22 protein-coding genes and 1 riboswitch are annotated in these 24,739 nt (G+C 41.2%); of the genes, 11 read left to right on the forward strand and 11 right to left on the reverse strand.

Annotation, left to right across the window (positions count from 1 at the left end):
• Positions 1–35 precede the first annotated feature (35 nt).
• From bioB to ompA, 9 genes are all read right to left on the reverse strand, one after another.
• Positions 36–1,049 (reverse strand): biotin synthase BioB, encoded by a 1,014-nt coding sequence (gene bioB / locus BKK52_RS00365; RefSeq protein ID WP_077474024.1) that lies wholly within the window; start codon positions 1,047–1,049, stop codon positions 36–38.
• Between the two features lie 8 nt (positions 1,050–1,057).
• Positions 1,058–1,687: a thiamine ABC transporter ATP-binding protein gene (gene thiQ, locus BKK52_RS00370; protein ID WP_077414877.1), complete on the reverse strand. Its 630-nt coding sequence runs from the start codon at positions 1,685–1,687 to the stop codon at positions 1,058–1,060.
• Entirely contained in the window at positions 1,680–3,287 is a 1,608-nt protein-coding gene (gene thiP / locus BKK52_RS00375; RefSeq protein ID WP_077477459.1) for a thiamine/thiamine pyrophosphate ABC transporter permease ThiP, read from the reverse strand. The genes thiQ and thiP overlap by 8 nt, the downstream gene beginning before the upstream one ends.
• A gap of 8 nt (positions 3,288–3,295) precedes the next feature.
• The gene (gene thiB, locus BKK52_RS00380) at positions 3,296–4,294 is read right to left on the reverse strand and encodes a thiamine ABC transporter substrate binding subunit (RefSeq protein WP_077477460.1); all 999 of its coding nucleotides are present in this window, start codon (positions 4,292–4,294) and stop codon (positions 3,296–3,298) included.
• A gap of 31 nt (positions 4,295–4,325) precedes the next feature.
• Positions 4,326–4,416: riboswitch (TPP riboswitch) on the reverse strand.
• 112 nt (positions 4,417–4,528) lie between these two features.
• Positions 4,529–4,855 (reverse strand): Grx4 family monothiol glutaredoxin, encoded by a 327-nt coding sequence (gene grxD / locus BKK52_RS00385; protein WP_077420375.1) that lies wholly within the window; start codon positions 4,853–4,855, stop codon positions 4,529–4,531.
• 83 nt (positions 4,856–4,938) lie between these two features.
• Positions 4,939–5,736, reverse strand: coding sequence for a TPM domain-containing protein (locus BKK52_RS00390; RefSeq protein WP_077477461.1), 798 nt, complete (start codon positions 5,734–5,736; stop codon positions 4,939–4,941).
• Positions 5,729–6,178, reverse strand: a complete 450-nt coding sequence (locus BKK52_RS00395) for a TPM domain-containing protein (RefSeq protein ID WP_077414885.1) — start codon at positions 6,176–6,178, stop codon at positions 5,729–5,731. Before BKK52_RS00395 ends, BKK52_RS00390 begins: the two co-directional genes overlap by 8 nt.
• Before the next feature lie 10 nt (positions 6,179–6,188).
• Positions 6,189–6,770: a LemA family protein gene (locus tag BKK52_RS00400; RefSeq protein ID WP_077414887.1), complete on the reverse strand. Its 582-nt coding sequence runs from the start codon at positions 6,768–6,770 to the stop codon at positions 6,189–6,191.
• A gap of 118 nt (positions 6,771–6,888) precedes the next feature.
• Complete coding sequence (gene ompA, locus BKK52_RS00405) at positions 6,889–7,974, reverse strand: porin OmpA (RefSeq protein WP_077477462.1); 1,086 nt, start codon at positions 7,972–7,974, stop codon at positions 6,889–6,891.
• 410 nt (positions 7,975–8,384) lie between these two features.
• Between ompA and ydiJ the strand changes: the two genes are divergently transcribed.
• The 3 genes from ydiJ to hemH all read left to right on the forward strand — a co-directional run bounded on the left by ydiJ (position 8,385) and on the right by hemH (position 12,959).
• On the forward strand, positions 8,385–11,456 hold the full coding sequence (gene ydiJ / locus BKK52_RS00410) for a D-2-hydroxyglutarate dehydrogenase YdiJ (protein ID WP_077477463.1): 3,072 nt from the start codon (positions 8,385–8,387) through the stop codon (positions 11,454–11,456).
• Positions 11,457–11,574: 118 nt separating this feature from the next.
• Entirely contained in the window at positions 11,575–11,991 is a 417-nt protein-coding gene (locus BKK52_RS00415; RefSeq protein WP_077420409.1) for a hotdog fold thioesterase, read from the forward strand.
• Positions 11,988–12,959 carry a ferrochelatase gene (gene hemH / locus BKK52_RS00420; protein ID WP_077477464.1) on the forward strand — a complete coding sequence of 324 codons (972 nt, stop codon included), beginning with the start codon at positions 11,988–11,990 and terminating at the stop codon, positions 12,957–12,959. The genes BKK52_RS00415 and hemH overlap by 4 nt, the downstream gene beginning before the upstream one ends.
• Before the next feature lie 31 nt (positions 12,960–12,990).
• Here hemH and selD read toward each other — a convergent pair whose 3' ends face one another.
• Positions 12,991–14,031 (reverse strand): selenide, water dikinase SelD, encoded by a 1,041-nt coding sequence (gene selD / locus BKK52_RS00425; RefSeq protein ID WP_083735370.1) that lies wholly within the window; start codon positions 14,029–14,031, stop codon positions 12,991–12,993.
• 114 nt (positions 14,032–14,145) lie between these two features.
• Between selD and gntR the strand changes: the two genes are divergently transcribed.
• Positions 14,146–15,147 carry a gluconate operon transcriptional repressor GntR gene (gene gntR / locus BKK52_RS00430; RefSeq protein WP_077414899.1) on the forward strand — a complete coding sequence of 334 codons (1,002 nt, stop codon included), beginning with the start codon at positions 14,146–14,148 and terminating at the stop codon, positions 15,145–15,147.
• Between the two features lie 33 nt (positions 15,148–15,180).
• Here gntR and BKK52_RS00435 read toward each other — a convergent pair whose 3' ends face one another.
• On the reverse strand, positions 15,181–15,696 hold the full coding sequence (locus BKK52_RS00435; protein WP_077474029.1) for a gluconokinase: 516 nt from the start codon (positions 15,694–15,696) through the stop codon (positions 15,181–15,183).
• Positions 15,697–15,927: 231 nt separating this feature from the next.
• On the opposite strand from BKK52_RS00435, the gene idnD reads away from it, so the two are divergent.
• The 7 genes from idnD (at position 15,928) to cydC (ending at position 24,727) form a co-directional block, all read left to right on the forward strand.
• Entirely contained in the window at positions 15,928–16,968 is a 1,041-nt protein-coding gene (gene idnD, locus BKK52_RS00440) for an L-idonate 5-dehydrogenase (protein WP_077477466.1), read from the forward strand.
• Between the two features lie 12 nt (positions 16,969–16,980).
• Positions 16,981–17,745: a gluconate 5-dehydrogenase gene (gene idnO / locus BKK52_RS00445; RefSeq protein ID WP_077420393.1), complete on the forward strand. Its 765-nt coding sequence runs from the start codon at positions 16,981–16,983 to the stop codon at positions 17,743–17,745.
• Positions 17,746–17,774: 29 nt separating this feature from the next.
• Positions 17,775–19,121 carry a GntP family permease gene (locus tag BKK52_RS00450; protein WP_077477467.1) on the forward strand — a complete coding sequence of 449 codons (1,347 nt, stop codon included), beginning with the start codon at positions 17,775–17,777 and terminating at the stop codon, positions 19,119–19,121.
• 89 nt (positions 19,122–19,210) lie between these two features.
• Positions 19,211–20,068, forward strand: a complete 858-nt coding sequence (locus tag BKK52_RS00455; protein WP_077477468.1) for a co-chaperone YbbN — start codon at positions 19,211–19,213, stop codon at positions 20,066–20,068.
• Between the two features lie 114 nt (positions 20,069–20,182).
• Positions 20,183–21,136: a thioredoxin-disulfide reductase gene (gene trxB / locus BKK52_RS00460; protein ID WP_077477469.1), complete on the forward strand. Its 954-nt coding sequence runs from the start codon at positions 20,183–20,185 to the stop codon at positions 21,134–21,136.
• A gap of 103 nt (positions 21,137–21,239) precedes the next feature.
• Positions 21,240–23,000: a heme ABC transporter permease/ATP-binding protein CydD gene (cydD, locus tag BKK52_RS00465; protein WP_077414913.1), complete on the forward strand. Its 1,761-nt coding sequence runs from the start codon at positions 21,240–21,242 to the stop codon at positions 22,998–23,000.
• Complete coding sequence (cydC, locus tag BKK52_RS00470; protein ID WP_077477470.1) at positions 23,000–24,727, forward strand: heme ABC transporter ATP-binding protein/permease CydC; 1,728 nt, start codon at positions 23,000–23,002, stop codon at positions 24,725–24,727. Before cydD ends, cydC begins: the two co-directional genes overlap by 1 nt.
• Positions 24,728–24,739: the final 12 nt, after the last annotated feature.

The raw sequence follows: 24,739 nt of genomic DNA on the forward strand, positions 1-24,739 counted from the left end.
TTTGGGGTGCAGATCATTGACCGCACTTTTTCTTTCTACCCTTTCAAAGGCTTACGGTTTTCTTTTGTTTCCGGTTCGAGATCAAGTTTTGCCATAAGCTGTTGATCGCCATCTTCTTCAGAGTTAGCCGTTACCAATAATTTATCACCATAAAAAATAGAATTAGCGCCCGCCATAAAGCACATCGCTTGCATTTCTTCACTCATACCTTGGCGACCGGCAGATAAACGCACATAACTTTTTGGCATAGTAATGCGTGCAACGGCAATCGTTCGCACAAACTCCGTCCAATCCAGCTCAACAGCATTTTCAAGCGGCGTTCCCTCTACTTTCACCAATTGATTTATCGGTACCGATTCAGGTTGAGGGTCTAAATTTGCAAGGCTTGCAATTAATCCCGCACGTTCTTTGCGTGTTTCATTCATACCAACAATGCCACCACAACACACTTTTAACCCTGCCTTTCGTACTTTTCCTAAAGTGCTTAGGCGATCATCAAATCGGCGTGTTCCGATAACCTGTTGATAATGTTCCGGAGCCGTATCAAGATTATGGTTGTAATAATCCAATCCCGCTTCTTTAAGCGCTTCTGCCATGCCCTCTTGCAATAGCCCAAAAGTACCGCAAGTTTCCAGCCCCAATGCTTTCACCGCTTTAATGATAGCCGTCACTTTTTCCATATCTTTTGGCTTCGGACCCCGCCATGCCGCCCCCATACAAAAACGAGCCGCACCACGGGATTTTGCAATTTTCGCTTTTTCAACAATTTCCTCAATCTCTAATAATTGCTGATTTTGCACACCGGTTTGATAACGGGCTGATTGTGGACAGTAGCCACAATCCTCTGGGCAACCACCGGTTTTAATCGACATTAAGGTCGAAAGTTGAATGACTTGCGGATTAAAATGCTCACGATGAACTTGGGCGGCACGGTAAATTAATTCTAAAAATGGCATTTCAAATAATGCCTCGACTTTGCAAACCGACCAATATTCAATGGAAGGATGTGGGGTTATACTATTTAATTGAACGGATTGGATGTTGGTCATTCTTTTTCCTATAAATTTTTTCCTTGATGAATAGGGATAATACGATCAATATGCCCTTCTAATTCTTTCGGCTGATGTGTAACGAGGAGTAAAGTTAGCATTTTTTCATCGCATAACTGGTCAATCAACTTTAACATTTCCATACGTAATTGCGGATCAAGTGCAGAGAAAGGTTCATCTAATAATAAAATCGGTTTATCACGTAATAAACAACGAGCCAATGCCACCCGCTGTTTTTGCCCGCCTGAAAGTGCGGTGGATTTTCGCCTTAAAAAATCTTGTAAATTCACCGCACTTGCCACCTGTTCCACTCGAATTTTTTCTTCAACAGATAACGATAAATTCGGTTTTAAGCCTAGTGCGATATTTTCTGCCACCGTCAAATGGGTAAATAAATTATTTTCTTGAAATAGCATTGAAACGGGGCGTTCGTAAGGGGCAGTATGCGTATGGTTTTCACCATTGAGCCAAATTGCCCCGCTATTGGCATAATCAAATCCAGCAATAAGATTCAATAGAGTGCTTTTGCCTGCGCCACTTTCACCAATAATCGCAATTTTTTCTTGTGCTTGAATGTGTAAATCAAACATCATTGGCATAGATTGATAATTAAAGATGACTTGTTTTAATTTAATCATAATTCACCTTATTGCGTTCAATAAACAAGAAAAATCCGATACATAAACTGAGGAGAATGAATGCGGTAATCGCGGCTTCTTGACTCCGATATTGCCCAATTTGTTGATAGAGTAAATGCGGTAAAGAAGTAAAATCAGGATTACCAAACAATGCAATAGCCGTAAAATCGCCTAAAGAAAAAGTGGTTGCTAAAGCAAACGCATATTTTAATGGCGCTTTGAGTAACGGATATTCGATGAGTTTAAAACGTTGCCAACCTTTAAGACCAAGGGATAAACAAAGCTTTTCATAATACTGCATGGTTTGTACCATTGGGGGATTTAAAATGCGAATAACAAAAGGCATAGCCGCTAAAGCATTGCACAGCACGACAATCACAAATAAATGTGCCGGGGTAAAATTCATATTTTGTAAAGTTAGAAATAACCCTACGGTTAAAATTAAAGTCGGGATAGCTAATATCATCATTCCACCACTTTGAATAAGTGTTGCGAGCAGGGGGAAATGAAGCCATTGCAATTGTCGGGAAAGTAAAAGTAAGAAAAAAGAAAAGACGATGGATAATACACCTGAGGTCGGTGCAATTGAAAGGGAATAAATTAATGCTTTCCATAATTGCGGATCTTGCCAGAAAGTCAACCATTGTGGTGCACTTATCCCTTCCACAATAATATTGATCAACGGCATCAAAATGAATAAACACACGGAAACTAAAATAAAAATATGTAAAATTTTGACCGCACTTGAGGGTCGGTTAACCCAAATATAGCGTTGAGAAACAACGGTTTCCGGTGGGGTGGAAAAAAATTGCGATATGCCGAATAGTACAAAACAGCAGATAAATTGAATCAATGCAAATAAGGCGGCTTTTGGTAAATCAAACTCAAAGAAAATCGCTTGGTAAATAGCGACTTCTAAGGTGCTATTTTGTGGTCCTCCCCCAAGCGAAAGCACAATAGCGAAACTGGTGAAACACAACATAAAAACCAAGACAAAAGCCGGCAAAAGCTGGCTTTTTAAATAAGGGAATTCAATTAAGCGAAAAAATTGCCAGCCTCGAAGATTTAATTGTGCCGCAAGGCGGTGTTGTTCTGAGGGAATACTTTGCAAGGCTTGCTGTGCCATTCTGGCGGCAAGAGGAATATTAAAAAAAAGATGTGCGATAAGTATACCGGTTAAACCGTAAATGGTCGGTTTCCAATCTATTCCCAGCCAATGAATGAAACGGCTGAACCAGCCTGCTGTGCCATAAATACCCAACAAACCAAAAATCACAAGCAGTGAGGGCAGCACAAACGTCAGGGAAAATAAACGTTGAATAACCGATTTCCCTGGAAAAGATTGATAAAAAAAAGCACGCCCGAATAACACACCAATGAATAAAGAAAGAAATGCGGACAAAAAAGCTTGCCCGAAACTAAAGGTGATAACTTGGTGTACATAGTCATCTTGTTTGAAATCTTCCCACGAGTAATCACCTCCTACTGAAAAAATTTCGTAAAGCGAGGTGCTATAAAGCAAAACGATAAAAAAAATGACCGCACTCCCCCCTAAATAATGACGAGGGCGAAAATGCGGATGAGAAAAGCGTGACATCATTTCAATCACTATTTAGACAGTGCTTTTTGCCATTGATTGATCCAAATTTTTAATTGTTCACCGGTAATCTTTGAGGTATCCAGTATCAACGAATTTTGGGTATGTTTTTTTAGTGCGTCAATATGGCTTTCGATAGGGCTATCAATGACGGGTAACATCACGTTATGTTTTGCAATGTTCGCTTGCGCTTCGGGTGAAACTAAATAATCTAAGAAAAAATCGGCACAGGCATTATGACGATTTGCCACTTTAGCCGCTACTTCCACTAGCAATATGCCACCTTCCGAAAAATCCGTTGCCATATAGTTGTCTTTTTGTTCAGAAAGAAGATGATAAATTGGTGAAGTATTGGTACTGAGTACAAGATCTCCTTCACCTTTTAAAAATGCACCGTAGGCTTCAGTCCATCCTTTTGTAATCGTGACCGTGTGTTCTGACAAGGTTTTCCATACGTTTTGTGCTTCTGCTTGCGGATAGAGTGTGTTTACCCAAAGTAATAAACCACGACCAATACTGCTGGTTCGCGGATCTTGATACAACACCTTCAAATCTTTACGTTCGACTAATTCTTTTAGGCTTTTCGGTGGATGGGATAATTTATTTTTATCATAAATGAAGGCGTATTTTGCAAAATCAAAAGGCAAGAACGTGCGATCATCCCATTTGAGCGGTAAATCCAATTTATTAAGATCTACTTGGTTCGGTTCAAAAATGGCTAATTTCTTGGCTTCATCTATTTGGTAATTATCTAACCCTAATACGATATCCGCTTTAATTTTTTTTCCATCCAAACGAACACGATTAAATAATGTACCACTATTATCAAAAGCCACATAATTTAATTGGCATTGAGGAAATTGTTTTTCAAAACCTGCTTTTACCTTTGGACCGGCACTCCAATCGGCACTAAAAGTGTCGTAAGTGTAAACGGTTAGGGGTTGTGTGGTTTGAGCAAAAACGTTTGAGGCAAGAAAAAGTGCGGTTGAAATGAAGAGTGTTTTTTTCATTATGCTGTCCTTATAAAAATGCGAAACAGTCTAATGAAAAGAATTAGTTTCCTACGCCAGCATTATCTGTTTCAGGTTCACGGGTCTCTCTCAGCCAATGATAGGCACCCCGACTAATGGGCAAGAGTCTATATAAACTTGTTACGATATACAAGCATTTTAAAAGAAAAATGCTAACCTGATCACAAAATTTAGGCAAAATAAAACCCGCACAAGCGGGTTTCAACAATAGAATTAAGCTTTATGTTTTGCGGCGACTTCAGTTAATAAGGCTTGTAACTCACCGGATTGATACATTTCTAACATAATATCGCATCCTCCAATGAGTTCTCCTTCAACCCATAATTGTGGGAAAGTCGGCCAATTTGCGTAAGCCGGTAATTCAGCACGAATATCCGGATGTTGGAGGATATCCACATAACCAAAAGGCACTTTACAGTTGATTAATGCCTCTGCCGCACGCGCAGAAAAACCACAAGAAGGTAGCTTAGGCGAACCTTTCATATAAATTAAAATTGGGTTCTCGCTAATTTGTTTTTTGATTTTATCTAAGGTTTCCATAATGTTCCCCATAACAATAGAAAGGCGCATTCTAGCATAAGTTCTCAGTATCACCAATGAGAAGCTGAGTTATTATGTCGGATTTACCAGCTCCCGCCGGCACCACCGCCACCAAATCCGCCACCGCCAAAACCGCCACCCGATGAGCCACCACCGAATCCCCCGCCAAATCCTCCACCAAAACCGGAGCCGCCTCTACGACGACGGGATAATGTCGATTGATGCACAATGCGATTTAATTGATCACGCTGATTTGGGCTAATGTAAATTTCATCTTTGTGGAATTGATATTCACCAAACACGACAAAGGCGATAAATACCAATGCCATAAGGAAAGGAATATATTGGTCAAATTCACTTTCTTCCGTTTGATAAGCGCCATATTCCCCTTGGCTTGCGGCAATAATATCATTTAACCCATCGTTAATCCCTTGTGCATACTGACCCTGTTTAAATTGCGGTAAAATGGTATGACGGATAACCTGGGATAAAAAAGCATCGGGTAATACGCCTTCTAATCCCTGCCCGGTAGCAATAAATACCTTACGATCATTTTTGGCAATCAGCATTAATACGCCATTATTCAATTGCTTACGCCCAATTCCCCATTTATCGCCCAAAGCAAAGGTGTAATCTGCAATCTCATATTCAGCCGTGGTAGGAATGATAACAACAGCGATTTGTGAACTGGTCGCCTTGCCATAGTCCACTAATTTATTTTCAAGCACTTGCTGCTGTTGTGGCGAGAGCGTATTAGTGTAATCATTCACATAACGAAAAGGATTGGGTGTTGCAGGGAACTGTGCAGCAAAAACCAACGATCCCCAAAAAATAAGCCCAAAAACAACCGCACTTTTCAAGTGTTGCAACAGTTTAGCCATGAATGATCACCTCATTAGGTAATTCATTTTTATCATTCGGTTGAATCGGAAAATGGATTTTCAACGTATCAGTAATTCGCTCAATAGCCTCTACAATCCCTTTTGTATAGGCTTTTTCTTTGAATTGTTCGATCATAAGATCACATTGCCTCTGCCAATAAGCCTCATCAACAAATTGATGAATCCCTTTATCGCCAATGATTGCACAAAGGTGATCTTTATATCCCACATAAATCAACACTGCGTTTTGTGCAGAAGTTTTATCCATTTCAAGTTCGTTAAACACCTGTAAAGCGCGTTCTATGGCAGACATCCCTGCAGAAGATTTAGGCAGTTTTCGTTCAATATAAACACGCAACTCTGCCGAACTTTCATTTTCAAGGCGGCTAATCGCCGCCTCTATTTGTTTTTTATCCACCGGAATTCTTGAAAAGAATCTCATCATAGCAACCTTAATTAAAATTCACAGTCGGGGCATTTTCAGCGCCGGAGGCCGATTTAAAATAAGGTTTTTCTTTAAACCCAAAGATTAATGCGGCAAATTTTGTCGGGAATTGGCGCACCTTTTGGTTATAAATACGAGCCGCATCATTAAACTTATTACGAGCAACATTGATACGGTTTTCAGTTCCCTCTAATTGTGCTTGTAAATTCATAAAGCCTTCATGCGCTTTTAATTGAGGATATTGTTCAACGGTAACAAGCAATCTGGATAATGCGGATCCTACTTGGTTTTGATCCTGTTGAAATTGTGCAAGTTGTTCTTCTGTCATATTGGCAGGATCAATTCTCGTTTGTGTCGCTTTTGCACGCGCTTCGATTACATTGGTTAAGGTTTGTTGTTCAAAATTTGCCTGACCTTTCACTGTATTCACTAAATTAGGAATAAGATCGGCACGGCGTTGATAAGAAGATTCCACATTTGCCCATACTGAATCAATTTCTTCTTCCGCTTTAACCAATCCGTTATAACTCGACATTAAAGTAAACCCCGCAACAACAGCAACAAGGATAATTACAAGCCATTTTTTCATAATAATGTTCCTACTTAATTAAAAAATGAGAGAGCCTTTCTCTATTTAGATAAAAGAAAAGACCTAAACCGAGGCTTAGGTCTTTCCGTTTAATCCGCTAATGGATAACTAAATGAAATTATTTAGTACCGTTAACTGCGATTTCAACACGACGATCCGGTGCTAAACAAGCGATAAGCGCTTTACGACCTTTAACCGCATCACAGGTTGCACCAGTAACTGGGTTTGCTTCACCGTAACCGGTTGCAGTGATATCTTGTGCGGCAACACCTTTAGATACTAAGTAGTTCGCCACAGAATCTGCACGACGTTGTGATAATTTTAAGTTTGCTGCATCTTTACCGATACGGTCTGTGTAACCGGCAACTGCTACTTTAGCGCTGTTTACTTGTGCAATTTCACCGTAGATACCATCTAAAGTTGCTTTTGCTTCAGGTTTTAAGTTTGCTTTAGCGAAAGCGAAAGTCACATCAGAGTTTAAGTTGAAAGTTTTGCTTACAACTTCAGGTGCAACAACCGGTGCGCCTTGACCGAAACGGTAAGATAAACCAGCGTTGATAGAACCGATCCATGGAGTGTAGTCTGCATTTTCTGCAATTTTGTTGTCTTTACCTACAGAAGTTAACCATTGGTATTCAAGACGGAATGCTAACTCAGGTAATGAAGGTAATGCATACTCGAAACCTGCTGCAAACATTGGAGACACTTTTAAGCTGTGCGCTCCAGCTTCATGGTTACGGTTACCGTTGTCGTAAAATTTGTAGTCAGAGCGAACTAATGCAGCACCTGCACGACCATAGAAGTCTAAACCTTCTAAAGCAGACACTAAACCGCCTAAACCATAGCTACCTTTAAGGCTTAAGTGAGCACCGTGGTTAGTATGTTTTAAAGCAGTTTGACCTAAAGTACGAATTTTAGCACGACCAAAATCATCGTAACCTAATTCAACCGCTAAACCTAAGTTGTCACGATTTAAGATTTGGTAACCACCAAATACACCATAAGTAAAAGAATTACGCTTATAGCCAGCAACGGTAGTACCAACGACATTATTTATGCTATCAGCGGTTGCTCTTAAACCATCATGGAAAGATGCTTGACCTGCTTTAACACCAACATAGAAAGTGTTTTCTTGTGGTGCTGCTTGAGCTACAGAAGCTGCTGCGAAACCAGCTACTGCTAATGCGATTGCAGTTTTTTTCATTTTGATGTCCTCTATTTAGTCATCGTTAATAATAAAAGTTTCCTTACTTGAAAGTTTTTGAACTTTTCACTCAAAACGTTTTCCAAGCATTGCTTAACTAGGGTTTTGAATTTGCCCTATCGTTACCAACTTTTGACAAATTCAATTCCTTTGTGTCGCCAAAGGAACGTTCAAAAGTGCCGCTATTATCCTACAAAAAAATCAAAGATCAAATAATTTTTGTGATTATTGTCTATTTTATAAACAAATAAATCTTAAAATGCACGTCCATTCATCGATTGTTAATAATTATTTTCATTTCAATAAGATAAAGCTCGTACTGTCAAATTTAACACTGCAAAAATCGACATTCTTGCCCGTATCATATATCATCTCTTTCGTTTTTTCTGTATTATTTTGTGAGTAAAACTATGTTACCCCGTCTTGCTAATGTGCCACAAGTTGATGAAATTGTTCAACACTATCTCACCGAACTTAAAACACAACATTTTGAAGGTGATATCGCCACCCATTATGCTGATCGCTTAAGCCTTGCCACAGATAATAGTGTCTATCAGCAACTGCCTCAGGCGATTTTATTCCCCAAAACCGTGACCGATGTTGTGCGTATCACAAAATTAGCAAATCGATCAGATTTTCAATCCCTCACCTTTACTCCCCGAGGCGGTGGTACCGGGACAAACGGGCAATCTCTTAATCACAATATTATTGTAGATATGTCCCGCCATATGACAGCCATTTTAGAACTGAACATTGAAGAGCGCTGGGTGCGTGTGCAAGCGGGTGTCGTGAAAGATCAACTCAATCAATTTTTAAAACCCTATGGTTTATTCTTTGCCCCGGAGCTTTCCACCAGCAATCGTGCCACGTTAGGCGGAATGATTAACACCGATGCCTCTGGACAAGGCTCGCTCCAATACGGTAAAACCTCAAATCACGTGTTGGCATTGCGCACAGTTCTTATGAATGGCGAAGTTTTGGATACAAGTGCGGTCAATTCTCAGGCTATTTTTGATAATATTGATTCCCTTAGATTGACTGAAACCGCTAAAACCCTGCATCAAACCATTGCACAACGTTGCAAAGAAAAACGTGAAAATATCATTAACGATTTACCGCAACTCAATCGTTTTTTAACCGGTTATGATTTAAAAAATGTGTTCAATGAAGATGAAAGTGAATTTAATCTCACTCGTTTGCTCACCGGTTCTGAAGGATCCCTAGCCTTTATTTGCGAAGCCAAGCTCAATCTCTTACCTATTCCGCGATACCGCACCCTCATTAATATAAAGTACCGTTCTTTCGATGCGGCACTACGCAATGCCCCTTTTATGGTGAAAGCCAACGCCCTTTCAGTGGAAACCATTGATTCCAAGGTTTTAGACCTCGCAAAACAAGATATTATCTGGCATTCGGTTAGCGACCTGCTAACAGAGGAAGAAAACAACCCGATTTTGGGTTTAAATATTGTGGAATATGCCGGCCATCATCAAGAAAAAATCCATCGCCAAGTGACCGCACTTTGTCAGGCATTAGATGAAAAAATCGCCCAACAGCAGGATCAGATTATTGGCTATCAAATCTGCCATGATCTTCCTTCTATTGAACGCATTTATGCCATGCGTAAAAAAGCCGTCGGGTTACTCGGTAATGCCAAAGGACCGGCCAAACCCCTTCCTTTTGTGGAAGATACCTGCGTGCCACCGAAACATCTTGCCGATTACATCAGCGAATTTCGTGCCTTATTAGATCGCCACCATTTACAATATGGTATGTTCGGGCATGTGGATGCCGGTGTGCTACACGTTCGCCCTGCGCTGGATTTGTGTGATAAAGAACAAGTTAAACTTTTCCAACAGATTTCCGATGAAGTCGCTGAGCTGACTGTGAAATACGGTGGTTTACTGTGGGGGGAGCATGGCAAAGGCGTGCGTTCTCATTACGGCGAAAAATTCTTCACACCGGAATTATGGAATGAACTCCGTTACATCAAATTCTTATTTGATCCTCACAATCGCCTAAACCCGGGGAAAATCTGCACGCCGTTAGGTTCTGAAGATGAACTCTATTCCATTTTATCGCCAATGCGGGCTGACTATGATCGCCAAATTCCGGTTCAAATACGCGATGAATTTAAAGGTGCAATGCATTGCAACGGCAATGGGCTTTGTTTTAATTTTGATGAACACAGCATTATGTGTCCATCAATGAAGGTGAGTAAAAACCGTGTGTTTTCCCCGAAAGGGCGGGCTGCGATGGTGCGGGAATGGTTGCGTTTATTAGCCAATGAAAACATCTCGCCGGAACAACTTGATTTTCAAAAAAATGACGTAAAATTGACCGCACTTGTCGCCAAAACCCGTCATAGCCTGCAAAAATGGCGGGGAGAATATGATTTTTCCCACGAAGTCAAAGCCGCAATGGAAACCTGCCTTGCCTGCAAAGCCTGTGCCAGTCAGTGTCCGATCAAAATTGATGTGCCAAGTTTCCGTGCAAAATTTTTCCATTTTTACCACCGCCGTTATTTGCGTCCGGTAAAAGATCATATTGTGGCGAATTTAGAACTTGCCGCCCCTTATATGGCGAAACAAGCCAAATTTTTTAATTATTTTACTCGGTTAAAAACCACCCAAAAGCTAGTAGAAAAAACCATTGGCATGACAGATTTACCGCTCCTTTCTACCCCAAATTTACAACAACAACTTGTGGAAGTCGGCTATCAGGGCAAACCGTTGGAAGCCTTAGAACAGTTAAACGCCGTGGAAAAAGCGAAAATGTTATTGATCGTCCAAGATCCTTACACCTCTTATTACGATGCAAAAGTGGTACGGGATTTCGTGGCGTTAACGCAAAAACTGGGCTTTACCCCAATTCTTCTTCCTTTCAAACCCAATGGCAAAGCCATGCATGTGAAAGGGTTCTTGAAACGTTTTGCGAAAACCGCAAAAAACCAAGCGGAATTGCTTAATCGGGTTGCCCAATTGGGTGTGCCGTTGGTGGGGGTCGATCCCGCTATTGTGCTTTCCTACCGTGATGAATATAAAGAGGTATTACAAGCACAACGGGGCGATTTCCATGTTCTGACCGCTCACGAGTGGCTCAAAAACCAGATTGATTTAGGCACATTAGAAAACATACCAAAAACTGACCGCACTTTTGATTGGCATTTCTTTCCCCATTGTACGGAATCCACCTTTATGCCAAACAGTCCAAAAGAATGGCAACAGATTTTTGCAAAATTCGGACAACAATTAACCGTTGAAAAAGTGGGCTGTTGTGGTATGGCGGGCGTATTTGGTCACGAAGTACAAAACCAAACCATGAGCCGTGACATTTACGCTATTTCATGGGGCAAAAAACTTCACGGAAAAGATCCACACTTTTGTTTAGCCACCGGTTATTCATGCCGCAGCCAAGTAAAGCGTTATGAACAAAGGGTGCTAAAACATCCCGTACAAGCATTGCTTGAAGTGTTAGAGTGAGAAAAAATTAACCTTGCCTTCCCCTGCTTGCGGGGGAAGGTACCCAAAGGGCGGAAGGGGGAAAATGCGAAATCTAAACAAACTCAAAGAAAAGAAGAACGATATGGAAGAAAAAATGATGATTTGGAAAAAAACCTTCACCCTCCCACAACTCAATGAAATAGGTAAAAATTGTGCGGTAGGTCATCTTGGCATTGCTATTTCAGCCTTTGGCGAAGATTGGTTAGAAGCCACTATGCCGGTAGATAATCGCACCACACAACCTTTTGGATTATTACATGGCGGCATTTCTGTCGCACTGGCGGAAACCGTGGGCTCCCTTGCCGGTTTTCTTTGTGTTGAAGAAGGAAAAGCCGTGGTAGGCTTAGATATTAACGCCAATCATCTTCGCCCGGTGCGTGAGGGCAACGTGACAGCAAAGGCTACGCCTATCAGTTTGAGTAAAAATACCCATGTTTGGCAAATTGACATCCGCAATGATCAAGATAAACTTTGCTGCGTTTCACGATTAACGCTCTCTATTGTAAATTTATGACAATGACAAAAAAAATTGGGGTCATTTTGGCTAACTTGGGAACACCGGATGCCCCTACACCTTCCGCTATTTCCCGCTATTTGTGGGAATTTTTAACAGATCCCCGTGTAGTGGATTTGCCTCGTTGGCGGTGGTTGCCTTTGCTTAAAAGTCTCATTCTTCCTTCCCGCTCCAAACGTATTGCGAAAAATTATCAGGCCATTTGGACAGAACAAGGCTCGCCATTACTTGCTATCACCACACAACAGCAAAAGGCATTACAAGCCTATTTGTCCGCTCGAAATATCAATGCGCAGGTTGAAATTGCGATGACATACGGCAATCCTTCAATGCAAAGTGCAGTGGACGCACTCGTGGAAAATCAGGTGGATAAAATCATCGTCTTCCCCCTTTATCCACAATATTCCAGCACCACAACCGGTGCATTGTTTGATGCTTTTGCCAATGCCCTGAAATACACTCGAAATATCCCGCCTTTTGAATTTATCCATTCCTATCATTTGGATAAACACTATATTGATGCCCTCGCGCAATCTATCAAAGTGCGGTTAAAACCCGATGAGTTTTTACTTTTCTCTTATCACGGTATTCCATTGCGCTATGAAAACCAAGGGGATTATTATCGCCAACATTGCAAAGAAACCACCATTGCCGTTGTCGATAAGCTCGGTTTAACCGAAAATCAATGGGGAATGACCTTTCAATCCCGCTTTGGGCGTGAGGAATGGTTGCAACCTTACACCGATGAATTTTTAATTTCTGCAAGTGAACAAGGTATCCGTAAAATCGCTGTGGTTTGCCCCGGTTTTTCGGTGGATTGTTTGGAAACTATTGAAGAAATTGATGAAGAAAACCGTGAGAATTTTCTCCATAACGGGGGAGAAACTTATCAATATATTCCTGCACTAAATGCCGAGCAGGCGCATATTGAAATGATGGGTCATTTAATTCTACAAAAACTTCAATAAACAAAAGCGTGGATTGCTCCACGCTTTTTTATCAAACCTCAATAAAAATCCCTTTTTCTTCATCTCTTGCTTTCAGCACACCAATTTCATCAATCTCAAGGCCTGCAGCTTGCGCAATCGCTAAAAGTTCCGCCTCGCTTTTCGGTTCAACCGCCACCAATAAACCACCTGAAGTTTGTGGATCACATAACACGGCTTTTTGATAATCCGTCAATATGTCTACTTTATGTCCGTAACTGTCGTAATTGCGCGTTGTTCCTCCCGGCACGCAACCTTCCGAGATATAGCCCGATACGCCCTCAAGGGTTGGGATTTGCTCAAAATACAGCTCAGCATTGAGATTTGATCCTTCACAGATTTCAAGTAAATGACCAAGTAAACCAAAGCCTGTCACATCCGTCATGGCGCTCACCCCATCAACTTCTGAAAATTGGCTGCCAATCTTATTTAATTGGCACATTACTGCCGTTGCCAATCCTTGATGCTCGGGTTTTAATTTGCCTTTTTTCTCCGCCGTAGTCAGCACGCCAATGCCCAAAGGTTTGGTTAAATAGAGTTTGCTCCCTACCTTAGCTGAGGCATTTCGTTTTACTTTTTCAGTATTTATCACCCCGGTGACCGCCAAACCAAAAATCGGTTCCGGTGCGTCAATGGAATGACCGCCGGCGAGAGAAATCCCTGCTTGATGACAGGCAAATCGTCCGCCGTCCACAATTTTTTGTGCCACCTCTGCCGGTAATTTATTGATTGGAAAGCCTAAAATCGCAATCGCCATAATGGGCTTTCCTCCCATCGCAAAAATATCGCTAATTGCATTCGTGGCTGCAATACGTCCAAAATCAAAAGGATCATCAACAATCGGCATAAAAAAATCCGTGGTACTGATAATTGCCGTTCCATTTCCTAAATCGTACACTGCCGCATCATCTGCGGTATCATTGCCCACCAACAAATGAGGATCGACAAAATTTTCAAGCTGTGTTTGTAAAATTGTCCCTAACACCTTAGGCGAAATTTTACAGCCTCAACCCGCACCATGGCTGTATTGTGTTAAACGAATGTCATCCACCATACACTATCCCCCTGTTATCAATTTGATTGCCAAATTATACCTTTTTTCAACGAAAAGTGCGGTCAAAAAATCAAATGTTTTTGTTATACTGCCAATACGTATGATTTAATTTGAATGTCAATGAAACATAAACGTCCCACCTTGCAGGATATCGCCAATCACCTCGGTATCACCAAAATGACGGTCAGCCGCTATTTGCGTAATCCCGATTCTGTCGCCCAGGAAACCCAAATTCGTATTGCTCAGGCGCTTGAGCAATTTGGTTATATTCCTAACCGTGCACCGGAAATTCTCTCCAATGCAAAAAGTAAAGCTATTGGCGTATTATTGCCTTCTTTAACCAATCACGTTTTTGCCGATATTTTAAAAGGTATTGAATATATTACCGATCAAGCCGGTTACCAAACGATGTTGGCGCATTACGGATATAGTGTCAAAAAAGAAGAAGAACGGATTGAAAGTTTACTTTCTTATCATGTTGACGGGCTGATTTTATCGGAAAATTACCATTCCCTACGCACCCTTAAAATGATCGAAGTCGCGAATATTCCCGTGATTGAAATTATGGATAGTACACAGCCCGGCATTCAGCAAGTTATTGGTTTTGATAATGTTGCGGCAGCACAAACTATGGTGGAAACAATGATTACACGAGGATACAAAAATATTGTGTATTTCACCGCACGAATGGACAGACGAACCCAACTGAAAATGCAAGGCTATGAACAAGCTATGAAAAAATATGGGCTTGAGCCCTATAGTTTAATCACCGAAGAGCCCTCTTCCTTTACCTTAGGCGGAAAGCAACTTCGTGACATTCTAAAAAAACGCCCGGCAACTGATGGTATTTTCTGCACCAATGATGACTTGGCGATTGGCGCACTCTTTGAATGTCAGCGACTTGGCATTTCTGTCCCGACACAAATCGCCATTGCGGGATTCCATGGACATGATGTTGGGTTTTCCGTTACCCCTCAACTTGGCACAGTGATTACACCTCGCTTGGAAATCGGAAAACTCGCTGCTCAAGAATTATTAGCACGATTAAACGGTGATCCCCTCACAGAAAAAACCATTGATCTTGGATTTAAAATCCATCTTGGTGAAAGTGTGTAAAAAATGCGGTCAAAAATGACCGCACTTTTATCATCAAAGCAACGGCTTTAACGCACGAATGCAACGCTCTACCACGGTTTCAAAGCTTCCGTCAATATCAATATGAATGACATCCGGCTCATCGTCTTGCGGTACTTCAAGGGTATCAAATTGGCTTTTTAACATATCCGTTTTCATATAATGCCCTTTGCGTTGTTTCATCCGATCAAGCACCAAATCAAAAGAACCTTCCAAAAATAGGAATTTTACATTCTCATTCCCTTGTCGAATCAAATCACGGTATTGCTTTTTCAATGCCGAGCAAACAATGATCCCCACTTCGCTTTTACGTTCAAGACTAAAGGCGGCATCACGAATGCGCTCAAGCCAAGGTGCCCTGTCCTCATCATTTAACGGTTGTCCTTTCCCCATTTTGATAATATTGGCACGAGGATGAAGATCATCACCATCAATTAGTTTAATGCCTAAACGCTGTGCGACTTCAGTTCCAACGGATGTTTTTCCCGTACTTGAAACCCCCATCAGGATAAAACTTTTTCCTTTGCTCATAACAATACCTCATCAATGTTTTTCTTAATCATATAAGAATTTTGATTAATTGTTACTGGTAACATTTAATTTTGTGACAGACATCACAGAAATTCTATCTTTTTTATGCCTACTTACAAGCAATAATCACAATTTCTTTGAAGTCGATCACATTTCTGAAAAAAGCATCTTTACCAAATTGTGATAAGTGGATATGTTACTGGTAACATATCTATGTGTAGGAGAAGAAATATGAAAATTAAAACATTATCCTGTGTGGTGAAATGCGCAGAAAATGTCGGAATTATTGAACAAGATTTGCAATATGATGATGGTGATCAATATCAGACACTTATCCGGATCTCTCGTGGAGGAATATGCGGCTCAGATTTGCATTATTACCAACACGGAAAAGTTGGAAATTTTGCGGTAAAACATCCTATGATTTTAGGACACGAAGTGATTGGTAGAATCATCAAAACAAACTCCCCAAATTTACGCATAAATCAAAAAGTGGCAATAAATCCGAGCAAACCCTGTCACAGCTGTAAATATTGTTTATCAGGAGACATTAATCAATGCGAAAGTATGCGTTTCTTCGGTAGTGCGATGTATAACCCTCACGTAGATGGTGGATTTACACAATATAAAGTTGTTGATAATACCCAATGTATTCCTTATCCGGAGGATATTGATGATGAAATAATGGTTTTTGCAGAACCGCTTGCCGTGGCGATTCATGCCGCAAAACAAGGAGGCGATCTTAAAGGGAAGCGTGTATTTATTTCCGGTGTCGGGCCTATCGGTTGTTTGGTTGTCGCTTCAGTCAAAGCATTAGGCGCACAAGACATTATTTGTACAGATATTAGTCAGCGCTGTTTAAATTTAGCCTTAGAGATGGGGGCAACGAAAGTCCTCCACGCCAATGATGATTTTTCAGAGTATGCACAACATAAAGGTGAATTTGATGTGGCTTTTGAAGCGTCAGGTCACCCTTCTTCAATTGAACGTTGTTTAGAAGTGACTAAAGCAAAAGGTACAATTGTACAGATTGGTATGGGAGGCAACCTACCTAATTTCCCATTAATGACATTGATTGCTAAGGAAATTAACTGGAAAGGCTCATTCCGTTTTGTTGAAGAATTTAATACAGCGGTCAATTGGCTAGCAAGCAATAAAGTCAATCCACTACCGTTACTCTCCGCTACATTTTCATTTAAGAATTTCGAAGATGCATTAAAAACAGCAGGAAATAAAAATGATATTTCAAAAGTACAAATAATATTCTCATAGAGGAAAATCATAATGGAAAACTTATTTTCACTAAAAGATAAAAATATTTTAATTACGGGTTCCACAAGAGGCATTGGATATTTACTGGCAAAAGGGCTCGCTGAACAAGGGGCTAAAATTATCATTAATGGCACAACACAAGAAATTGTTGAAAAAACAGCCAAAGAATTTAATGATAATGGCTTTATTGCTTATCCTGTTCCTTTTGATGTGACAAATACGGCTGCAGTTCATACCGCTATTGACTATATTGAACAAAATATCGGTCCTATAGATGTATTAATTAATAATGCCGGTATTCAGCGTCGCCATCCGTTTTGTGAATTTCCCGAACAAGACTTTGATGACATTATTCGAGTTAATCAAAAAGCGGTTTTTATTATTTCACAAGCCGTTGCTCGATATATGGTACAACGCAAAAAAGGAAAAATTATTAATATAGGTTCCATGCAAAGTGAATTAGGGCGAGATACTATTACACCCTACGCCGCCTCAAAAGGTGCGGTAAAAATGCTGACAAGAGGTATGTGTGTTGAGCTTGCTCGTTATAACATTCAAGTCAATGGTATTGCTCCGGGATATTTTCAAACAGAATTGACAAAACCCTTGGTCGAAAATAAAGAATTCACAGAATGGTTATGTAAAAGAACACCGGCCGCACGCTGGGGAAACCCTGAAGAATTAATTGGCTCGGCGATATTTCTTTCGTCAAAAGCATCTGATTTTGTCAATGGTCATTTGCTATTTGTTGATGGCGGAATGCTTGCGGCTGTTTAGGTTATTACATCACATAAGGTAAACACATTATGCTTATTTTCATCCTTATCGCCTCAATAGCAATTTTATTGCTATTAATTATTAAATTTCATGTCCATGCATTTGTTGCTTTAACGATTGTTAGTTTACTTACCGCAATCGCAACAGGCATTCCCGTAGATAAAATATTACCAACCCTCCTCAGCGGTTTTGGAAATACTCTTGCTTCCGTTGCATTATTAGTCGGACTCGGTGCAATGATAGGGCGACTACTTGAAATAACCGGTGGTGCAAAGGTATTAGCGGATACACTCATCAATAAATTTGGAGAAAAAAGAGCTCCCTTTGCCTTAGGTATCGCTTCTCTCTTGTTCGGTTTCCCCATCTTCTTTGATGCCGGCTTAGTCGTGATGCTTCCTATAATATTTAGTGTTGCAAAACAATTTGGCGGTTCCTTATTTAAATATGCGTTTCCTGCCGCAGGTGCTTTTGCTGTCACTCATGCTTTCCTTCCGCCACATCCAGGCCCGGTCGCTTCCGGTGAATTACTCGGTGCGAATATCGGTTTACTCACTATTATTGCAGTAATTATTGCGATTCCAACATGGTATTTTGCCGCTTATTTATACGGCACATATTTAGGGAAAAAATTTCATTTGGATCTACCAAAATCATTTTTAAATGTCACACCAATAAATGAAACGACTTTAACCCCGCCGAGTTTTAAAAAAGTACTTTTCATTCTATTGCTCCCATTATGCTTAATTATGTTCGATACCGTCTTATATACCCTTACCGTAGCGAAAATGGTTGATGGTTCTTCACTATTAGTACAAAGTTTGCGTCTATTAGGAAAAACACCCATTGCATTATTAATTACATTACTTGTCTCCATTGCGCTACTCAAAGAACAAAGAAGTTACGAACAAATCGAAAAAATCTGTGATAATGCGCTTGGTCCAATTTGTGCTATCGTTTTAGTGACCGGTGCCGGTGGGATGTTTGGTGGTGTTTTACGAGCCAGCGGTATCGGAGATCAATTAGCCTCTATGTTATCTGATACAGGAATGCCGATTATTGTTGCAGCATTTGTCATATCAACAGCATTACGTGTAGCCCAGGGATCCGCTACCGTTGCCATCACAACGACTTCGGCTTTAATTGCCCCAACTGTCGCTGCAACAACCGGACTTAGCCAATTTGATCTTTGTTTCATCGTTATCTCAATTGCCTCCGGCGCAACGGTCTTAGCACACGTAAATGACAGCGGATTTTGGTTGGTTAGTCGCTTTTTAGAAATTGATACCAAGACGATGTTTAAAACTTGGACGGTTCAAGAAACATTAATTGGCTTAGTCGGCTTTGTTATCGCCCTTATCGGTAGCATCATTCTCTAATCTTAAAGTGCGGTCGATTTGTAAAACATTTCTAAAATTGACCGCACTTTGTTAAAATCAGCCATTATTTTTCCGAACAAGGATGCACAATGGCTGATTTTTCTTTTGTTATTGAGATCAATGAACAAAATCTCACCGAAATTCTTCAACAATCTCTTGAAAAACCGCTGGTGGTAAACTTTTATGCACCAAGTCATAAAGAATCGGTGGATTTTTTAACATTATTGGAGCGGGTTGCTGAGCAATATCAAGGGCAATTTATATTGGCGAAAGTGAATTGTGAAACAGAGCAAATGATTGCCGCACAATTTCGTATTCAAGCCTTACCAACCACTTATTTATTCAAAGAAGCACAGGCATTGGATGCCTTTCCCGGTGCGTTGGATCAAGCCTCGCTTTTACAACGTTTAAGTGTGATTTTGCCCAAAGAGGAAGAGCTTAAATTTCATCAAGCCTTAGATTTCTTACAAGTAGAAAATTATGATGCCGCATTACCGCTATTAAAAGAGGCGTGGGAACTTTCCGATAAGAAAAACAGTGATATCGCCCTACTCTATGCGGAAACCTATATTGCGATGAAAAAAACCAAGCCGGCACAAGCCATTTTAAATCAAATTCCACTGCAAGATCGGGATAGTCGCTGGCAAGGTTTACAAGCCCAGATTGAATTATTCATTCAAGCGGCTGACACACCGGAAATTCAACAATTAAGTGCTGATTATGCAAAAAATCCTGCCCCTGAAATTGCCATTAAGCTTGCCGTGCAATTACATCAGGCGGGGAGAAATGAAGAGGCACTCAGTCTGCTTTTTGATATTTTAAAAGTGGATTTAAATGCACAAAATGGTGAAGTCAAACAGCAGTTTTTATCGATACTAAGTGCAATGGGGAATGCGGATCCACTCACCAATAAATTCCGCCGATTACTTTACTCTCTGCTCTATTAAATAGGGTATTATATTGCCGTGACAAGCCCTTGATTTTGGCTTTATTTGTAGGGGCACACTGCGTGTGTCCGTTATAAAATCAAATTACTTCAATATGTTAAGAAAGGATACTTTATGTCAACTGTGAAACACGCCAAACTGTTAATTTTAGGTTCCGGCCCTGCCGGTTATACTGCGGCAATTTACGCCGCTCGTGCCAATTTAAACCCGGTGTTAGTCACCGGTTTACAACAAGGTGGACAGCTCACCACCACCGATGAGATCGAAAATTGGCCGGGGGATTTTGGTGAAACCACAGGTTCCGGTTTAATGCAACGAATGCTACAGCACGCCGAAAAGTTCAATACAGAAATTGTATTCGATCATATCAACCGTGTAGATTTATCCTCTCGTCCGTTCAAACTTTATGGTGATGTACAAAATTTCACCTGTGATGCGTTAATTATCGCCACCGGTGCGTCAGCCCGCTATTTAGGTCTGCCTTCTGAAGAACATTATAAAGGTCGTGGTGTTTCCGCCTGTGCTACCTGTGATGGTTTTTTCTATCGTAACAAACCCGTTGCAGTGATTGGCGGTGGCAACACAGCAGTAGAAGAAGCGCTCTACTTAGCCAATATTTCAAGTTGTGTTCACTTAATCCACCGTCGTGATACCTTCCGTGCGGAAAAAATCTTAATCGACCGCTTATACAAAAAGGTGGAAGAAGGAAAAATCGTGCTCCATACCGACCGCACTTTAGAGGAAGTATTGGGCGACAATATGGGCGTAACCGGCTTACGCTTACAAAATACCAAAGACGGTACAAAAGAAGATCTCAATATTGATGGCTTATTTGTGGCAATCGGTCATTCACCGAACACCGAAATCTTCCAAGGTCAACTTGAATTAAACAACGGCTATATTGTGGTGAAATCCGGTCTTGAAGGCAATGCAACGGCGACTTCGGTAGAAGGGGTATTTGCCGCCGGTGATGTGATGGATCATAACTATCGCCAAGCCATTACTTCTGCCGGTACAGGTTGTATGGCGGCATTAGATGCCGAACGTTATCTGGATTCGCAAAAATAAACCCTAAGGTGTGCTAAGTAAGAACTAGCACATCGGTTCATCATTGTGCGTGGTTTGCTCACGCACCAATCGATCTTCCCCGATTCGGGACGAATAAAAATCTATGGATAAACTTCGCCAAAAATATTTACAAAAATGGCTACGCACCCAACAAGAACCGATTAAAAAACTAATGCGTGCCAATATTGCTCTTGCGACCGTTTCATCGCTTATTTTAGTGATACAAACCTATTTTCTTGCGTTCCTACTTGATAAGCTCATTATGCAAAATGTGCCATCGGGTGAGCTCATCCCCTATTTTATTGGCTTAATTTTTTGTTTTGCTTTACGGGCAATCATTTTGTGGGGGAGAGAAAAAATCGGTTTTGAAAGCGGCCGCCAATTACGATGCCATATTCGTCAAAAAATTCTGGATAAAATCCACCTTGTCGGCCCTGCTACCATAAATCAAAAACCGGCGGGCAGTTGGGCAAGTATTATGTTGGAACAGGTAGAAAATTTGCACAATTTCTATGCCCGTTTTCTACCACAACAGAGTCTTTCTGTGATCCTCCCTATTGTCATTTTAATTGCGGTATTTCCACTAAACTGGGCTGCCGGTTTAATTTTAATGCTCACCGCCCCACTCGTCCCCCTATTTATGATTTTGGTGGGCATTGCGGCAGCCGACAGCAACCAAAAAAATATGGCGACCCTCGCCCGTCTAAGCGCACAATTTTTAGATCGCCTGCGTGGACTTGAAACCTTGCGCCTTTTTAACCGCACTTTAGAACAAACCCTGCATATCAAAAACACCACGGAAGATTTTCGTGAAACCACTATGGATGTGCTTAAAATCGCCTTTCTCTCCTCAGCGGTATTGGAATTTTTTACCTCTATCTCTATTGCACTGATGGCGGTTTATTTTGGTTTTAGTTATCTCGGGCAAATTGAATTTGGCACTTACAGCACTTCGCTCACCCTCTTTACCGGTTTTTTCTGTTTAATTCTTGCACCTGAGTTTTATCAACCCCTTCGTGATCTCGGCACCTATTACCACGACCGGGCTGCCGGTATCGGTGCAGCCGATGCCATTGTGGATTTTTTAGAAACAGACTATCTCCCCCCCTATCAACAGGATAAACCTATTCCCACTGAAAGTGCGGTAGAAATTCGGGCTGAAAATCTCGTGGTGCTTTCAACGCAAGGTCTCCCACTGACTAAACCTCTCAACTTTCATATTCCGGCAAATCATAATGTCGCCTTGGTAGGGCAAAGCGGTGCGGGCAAAACCTCTTTGATGAATGTTCTTCTTGGTTTCCTCCCTTATGAAGGCTCATTAAAAATCAATGGTCAGGAACTTCGTGAAAGCAATTTAACGCAATGGCGTAAAAACATTGCTTGGGTGGGGCAAAACCCCTTATTGCTACAAGGCACAATCAAAGAAAATCTGTTGCTTGGTAATATTCAAGCAAACAATGAAGAAATTGACCGTGCTTTAGCTTTGGCACAAGCCAAAACCTTCACGGACAAACTCGGCTTAGACTATGAAATCAAAGACGGGGGCTTGGGTGTTTCCGTAGGGCAAGCACAACGTCTTGCCATTACACGGGCATTATTACGCAAAGGCAAATTGCTTCTCCTCGATGAACCCACTGCAAGCCTTGATGCCCAATCGGAAAATTTAGTTTTACAGGCATTAAACGATATCAGTTGCTATCAAACCACATTAATGATCACCCATCGTATTGAAGATCTTAAACAATGCGATCAAATTTTTGTGATGCAACAAGGTGAGATTCTGCAACAAGGCGACTTTTCACAACTCAAATCCCACGGCTTTTTTGCCGAATTACTCGCTCAACGACAAGAGGATATTCAATAATGCGTGCATTGCTGCCTTTTATACGTTTATTTAGCTCCGCCAAATGGCCCTTAATTTTAGGCTTAATTTTGATGATTTTAGGGCTAGCCTCCAGTATGGGATTACTCACGCTGTCCGGCTGGTTTTTAGCGGCAACCGCCATTGCAGGACTCGGCTCATTATTTAACTTTTTCTACCCTTCCGCCAGTGTGCGGGGATTAGCCATTGGACGCACCGTTGCCCGTTATTTTGAAAAATGGGTAACCCACGATGCCACTTTCCGGGTGTTGGCGAATTTACGTGTGAAAGTCTTTGAAAAAATGATCCCTTTAAGTCCTGCGGTGCTAAACCGTTACCGCAATAGCGAATTATTAAATCGCTTAGTATCGGATGTAGACACCTTAGATAGCCTTTATTTACGCCTACTTGCCCCGTTTTTCAGTGCAATATTGGTGATTATTGCCATGACGATTGGCTTGAGCTTTATTCATACTCCCCTTGCATTAGGGATCGGTATGGTTTTGCTACTATCATTAGTGCTTATTCCGACCACTTTCTATCGCTTAGGTCAACAATTTGGCAAACCTTTAGTGCAAGCCCGTGCCACCTACCGCACGCAATTCTTAGAATTTATCCAAGCCCAAGCAGAGCTTCTACTGTTTAATGCAGAAAATCAAATCAAAGCGAAAATGGCAAGCACAGAAAAACATTGGCAAGCCACCCAAGAAAAAGAAGCAAAATTAGGCGGATTTTCCACCGCACTTTCGCTCTTTCTCAATGGCTTGCTCATTTGTGCTATGCTCTGGTTTGGTAGCCAAGCCGATTTTGGTGACGATGAATATCGTGCAGCCTTTATTGCCCTTTTTACCTTTGCCGCCCTTGCCGCCTTTGAAATTATTATGCCTTTAGGCGCTGCTTTTTTGCATATCGGACAGGTGATTGCTGCCGCTGAACGGGTGACGGATATTGTGGAACAACAACCTTTAGTTGAATTTCAGGGTGAGGAAAAGTTTGAACCACAAGTGCGGTTGATTTCAGCCAAGAATTTAAGCTTTACCTATCCTGAAAGCAAAAATCTTGCGTTGGATAATCTCACGCTGGATTTAGAACAAAGGCAAAAAATTGCCATTCTTGGCAAAACCGGCAGTGGTAAATCCACATTACTTCAATTATTGGTGCGCAACTATGATCCGAACCAAGGGGAACTCTTACTGGCAGGCAAACCAATTTCCGGTTACGCCGAGCAAACCTTGCGTGAGCAATTTTGTTTTCTCACCCAACGGGTATATGTTTTCAGCGATACTTTGCGGCAAAATTTACAGTTTGCCAGCCACGACAAAATTTCCGATGAGAAAATGATCGAAGTACTCAATCAAGTGGAATTAGGCAAATTATTAACCCAACCGGAGGGATTAGATCTTTGGTTGGGGGATGGAGGTCGCCCCCTTTCCGGTGGCGAGCAACGCCGTTTAGGTATTGCCCGCATTTTATTAAATGCAGCCCCAATTTTATTGCTTGATGAGCCAACAGAAGGGCTTGATCGTGAGACTGAACGTCAAATTTTACGCTTAATTTTACAGCATACGGAAAATAAAACCCTAATTATGGTGACCCATCGTCTAACTGCCCTTGAGCAATTTGACAAAATTTGTGTCATTGATGAGGGTAAACTCATTGAACAGGGCGATTACGAAAGTTTAATCAAAAAAGAAGAGGGATTTTTCAAACGATTCGTTGAACGTGTCTAGAAAGGAAGTTGG

This window comes from Rodentibacter trehalosifermentans (genome assembly GCF_002000545.1).
Classification (GTDB): Bacteria; Pseudomonadota; Gammaproteobacteria; order Enterobacterales; family Pasteurellaceae; genus Rodentibacter; species Rodentibacter trehalosifermentans.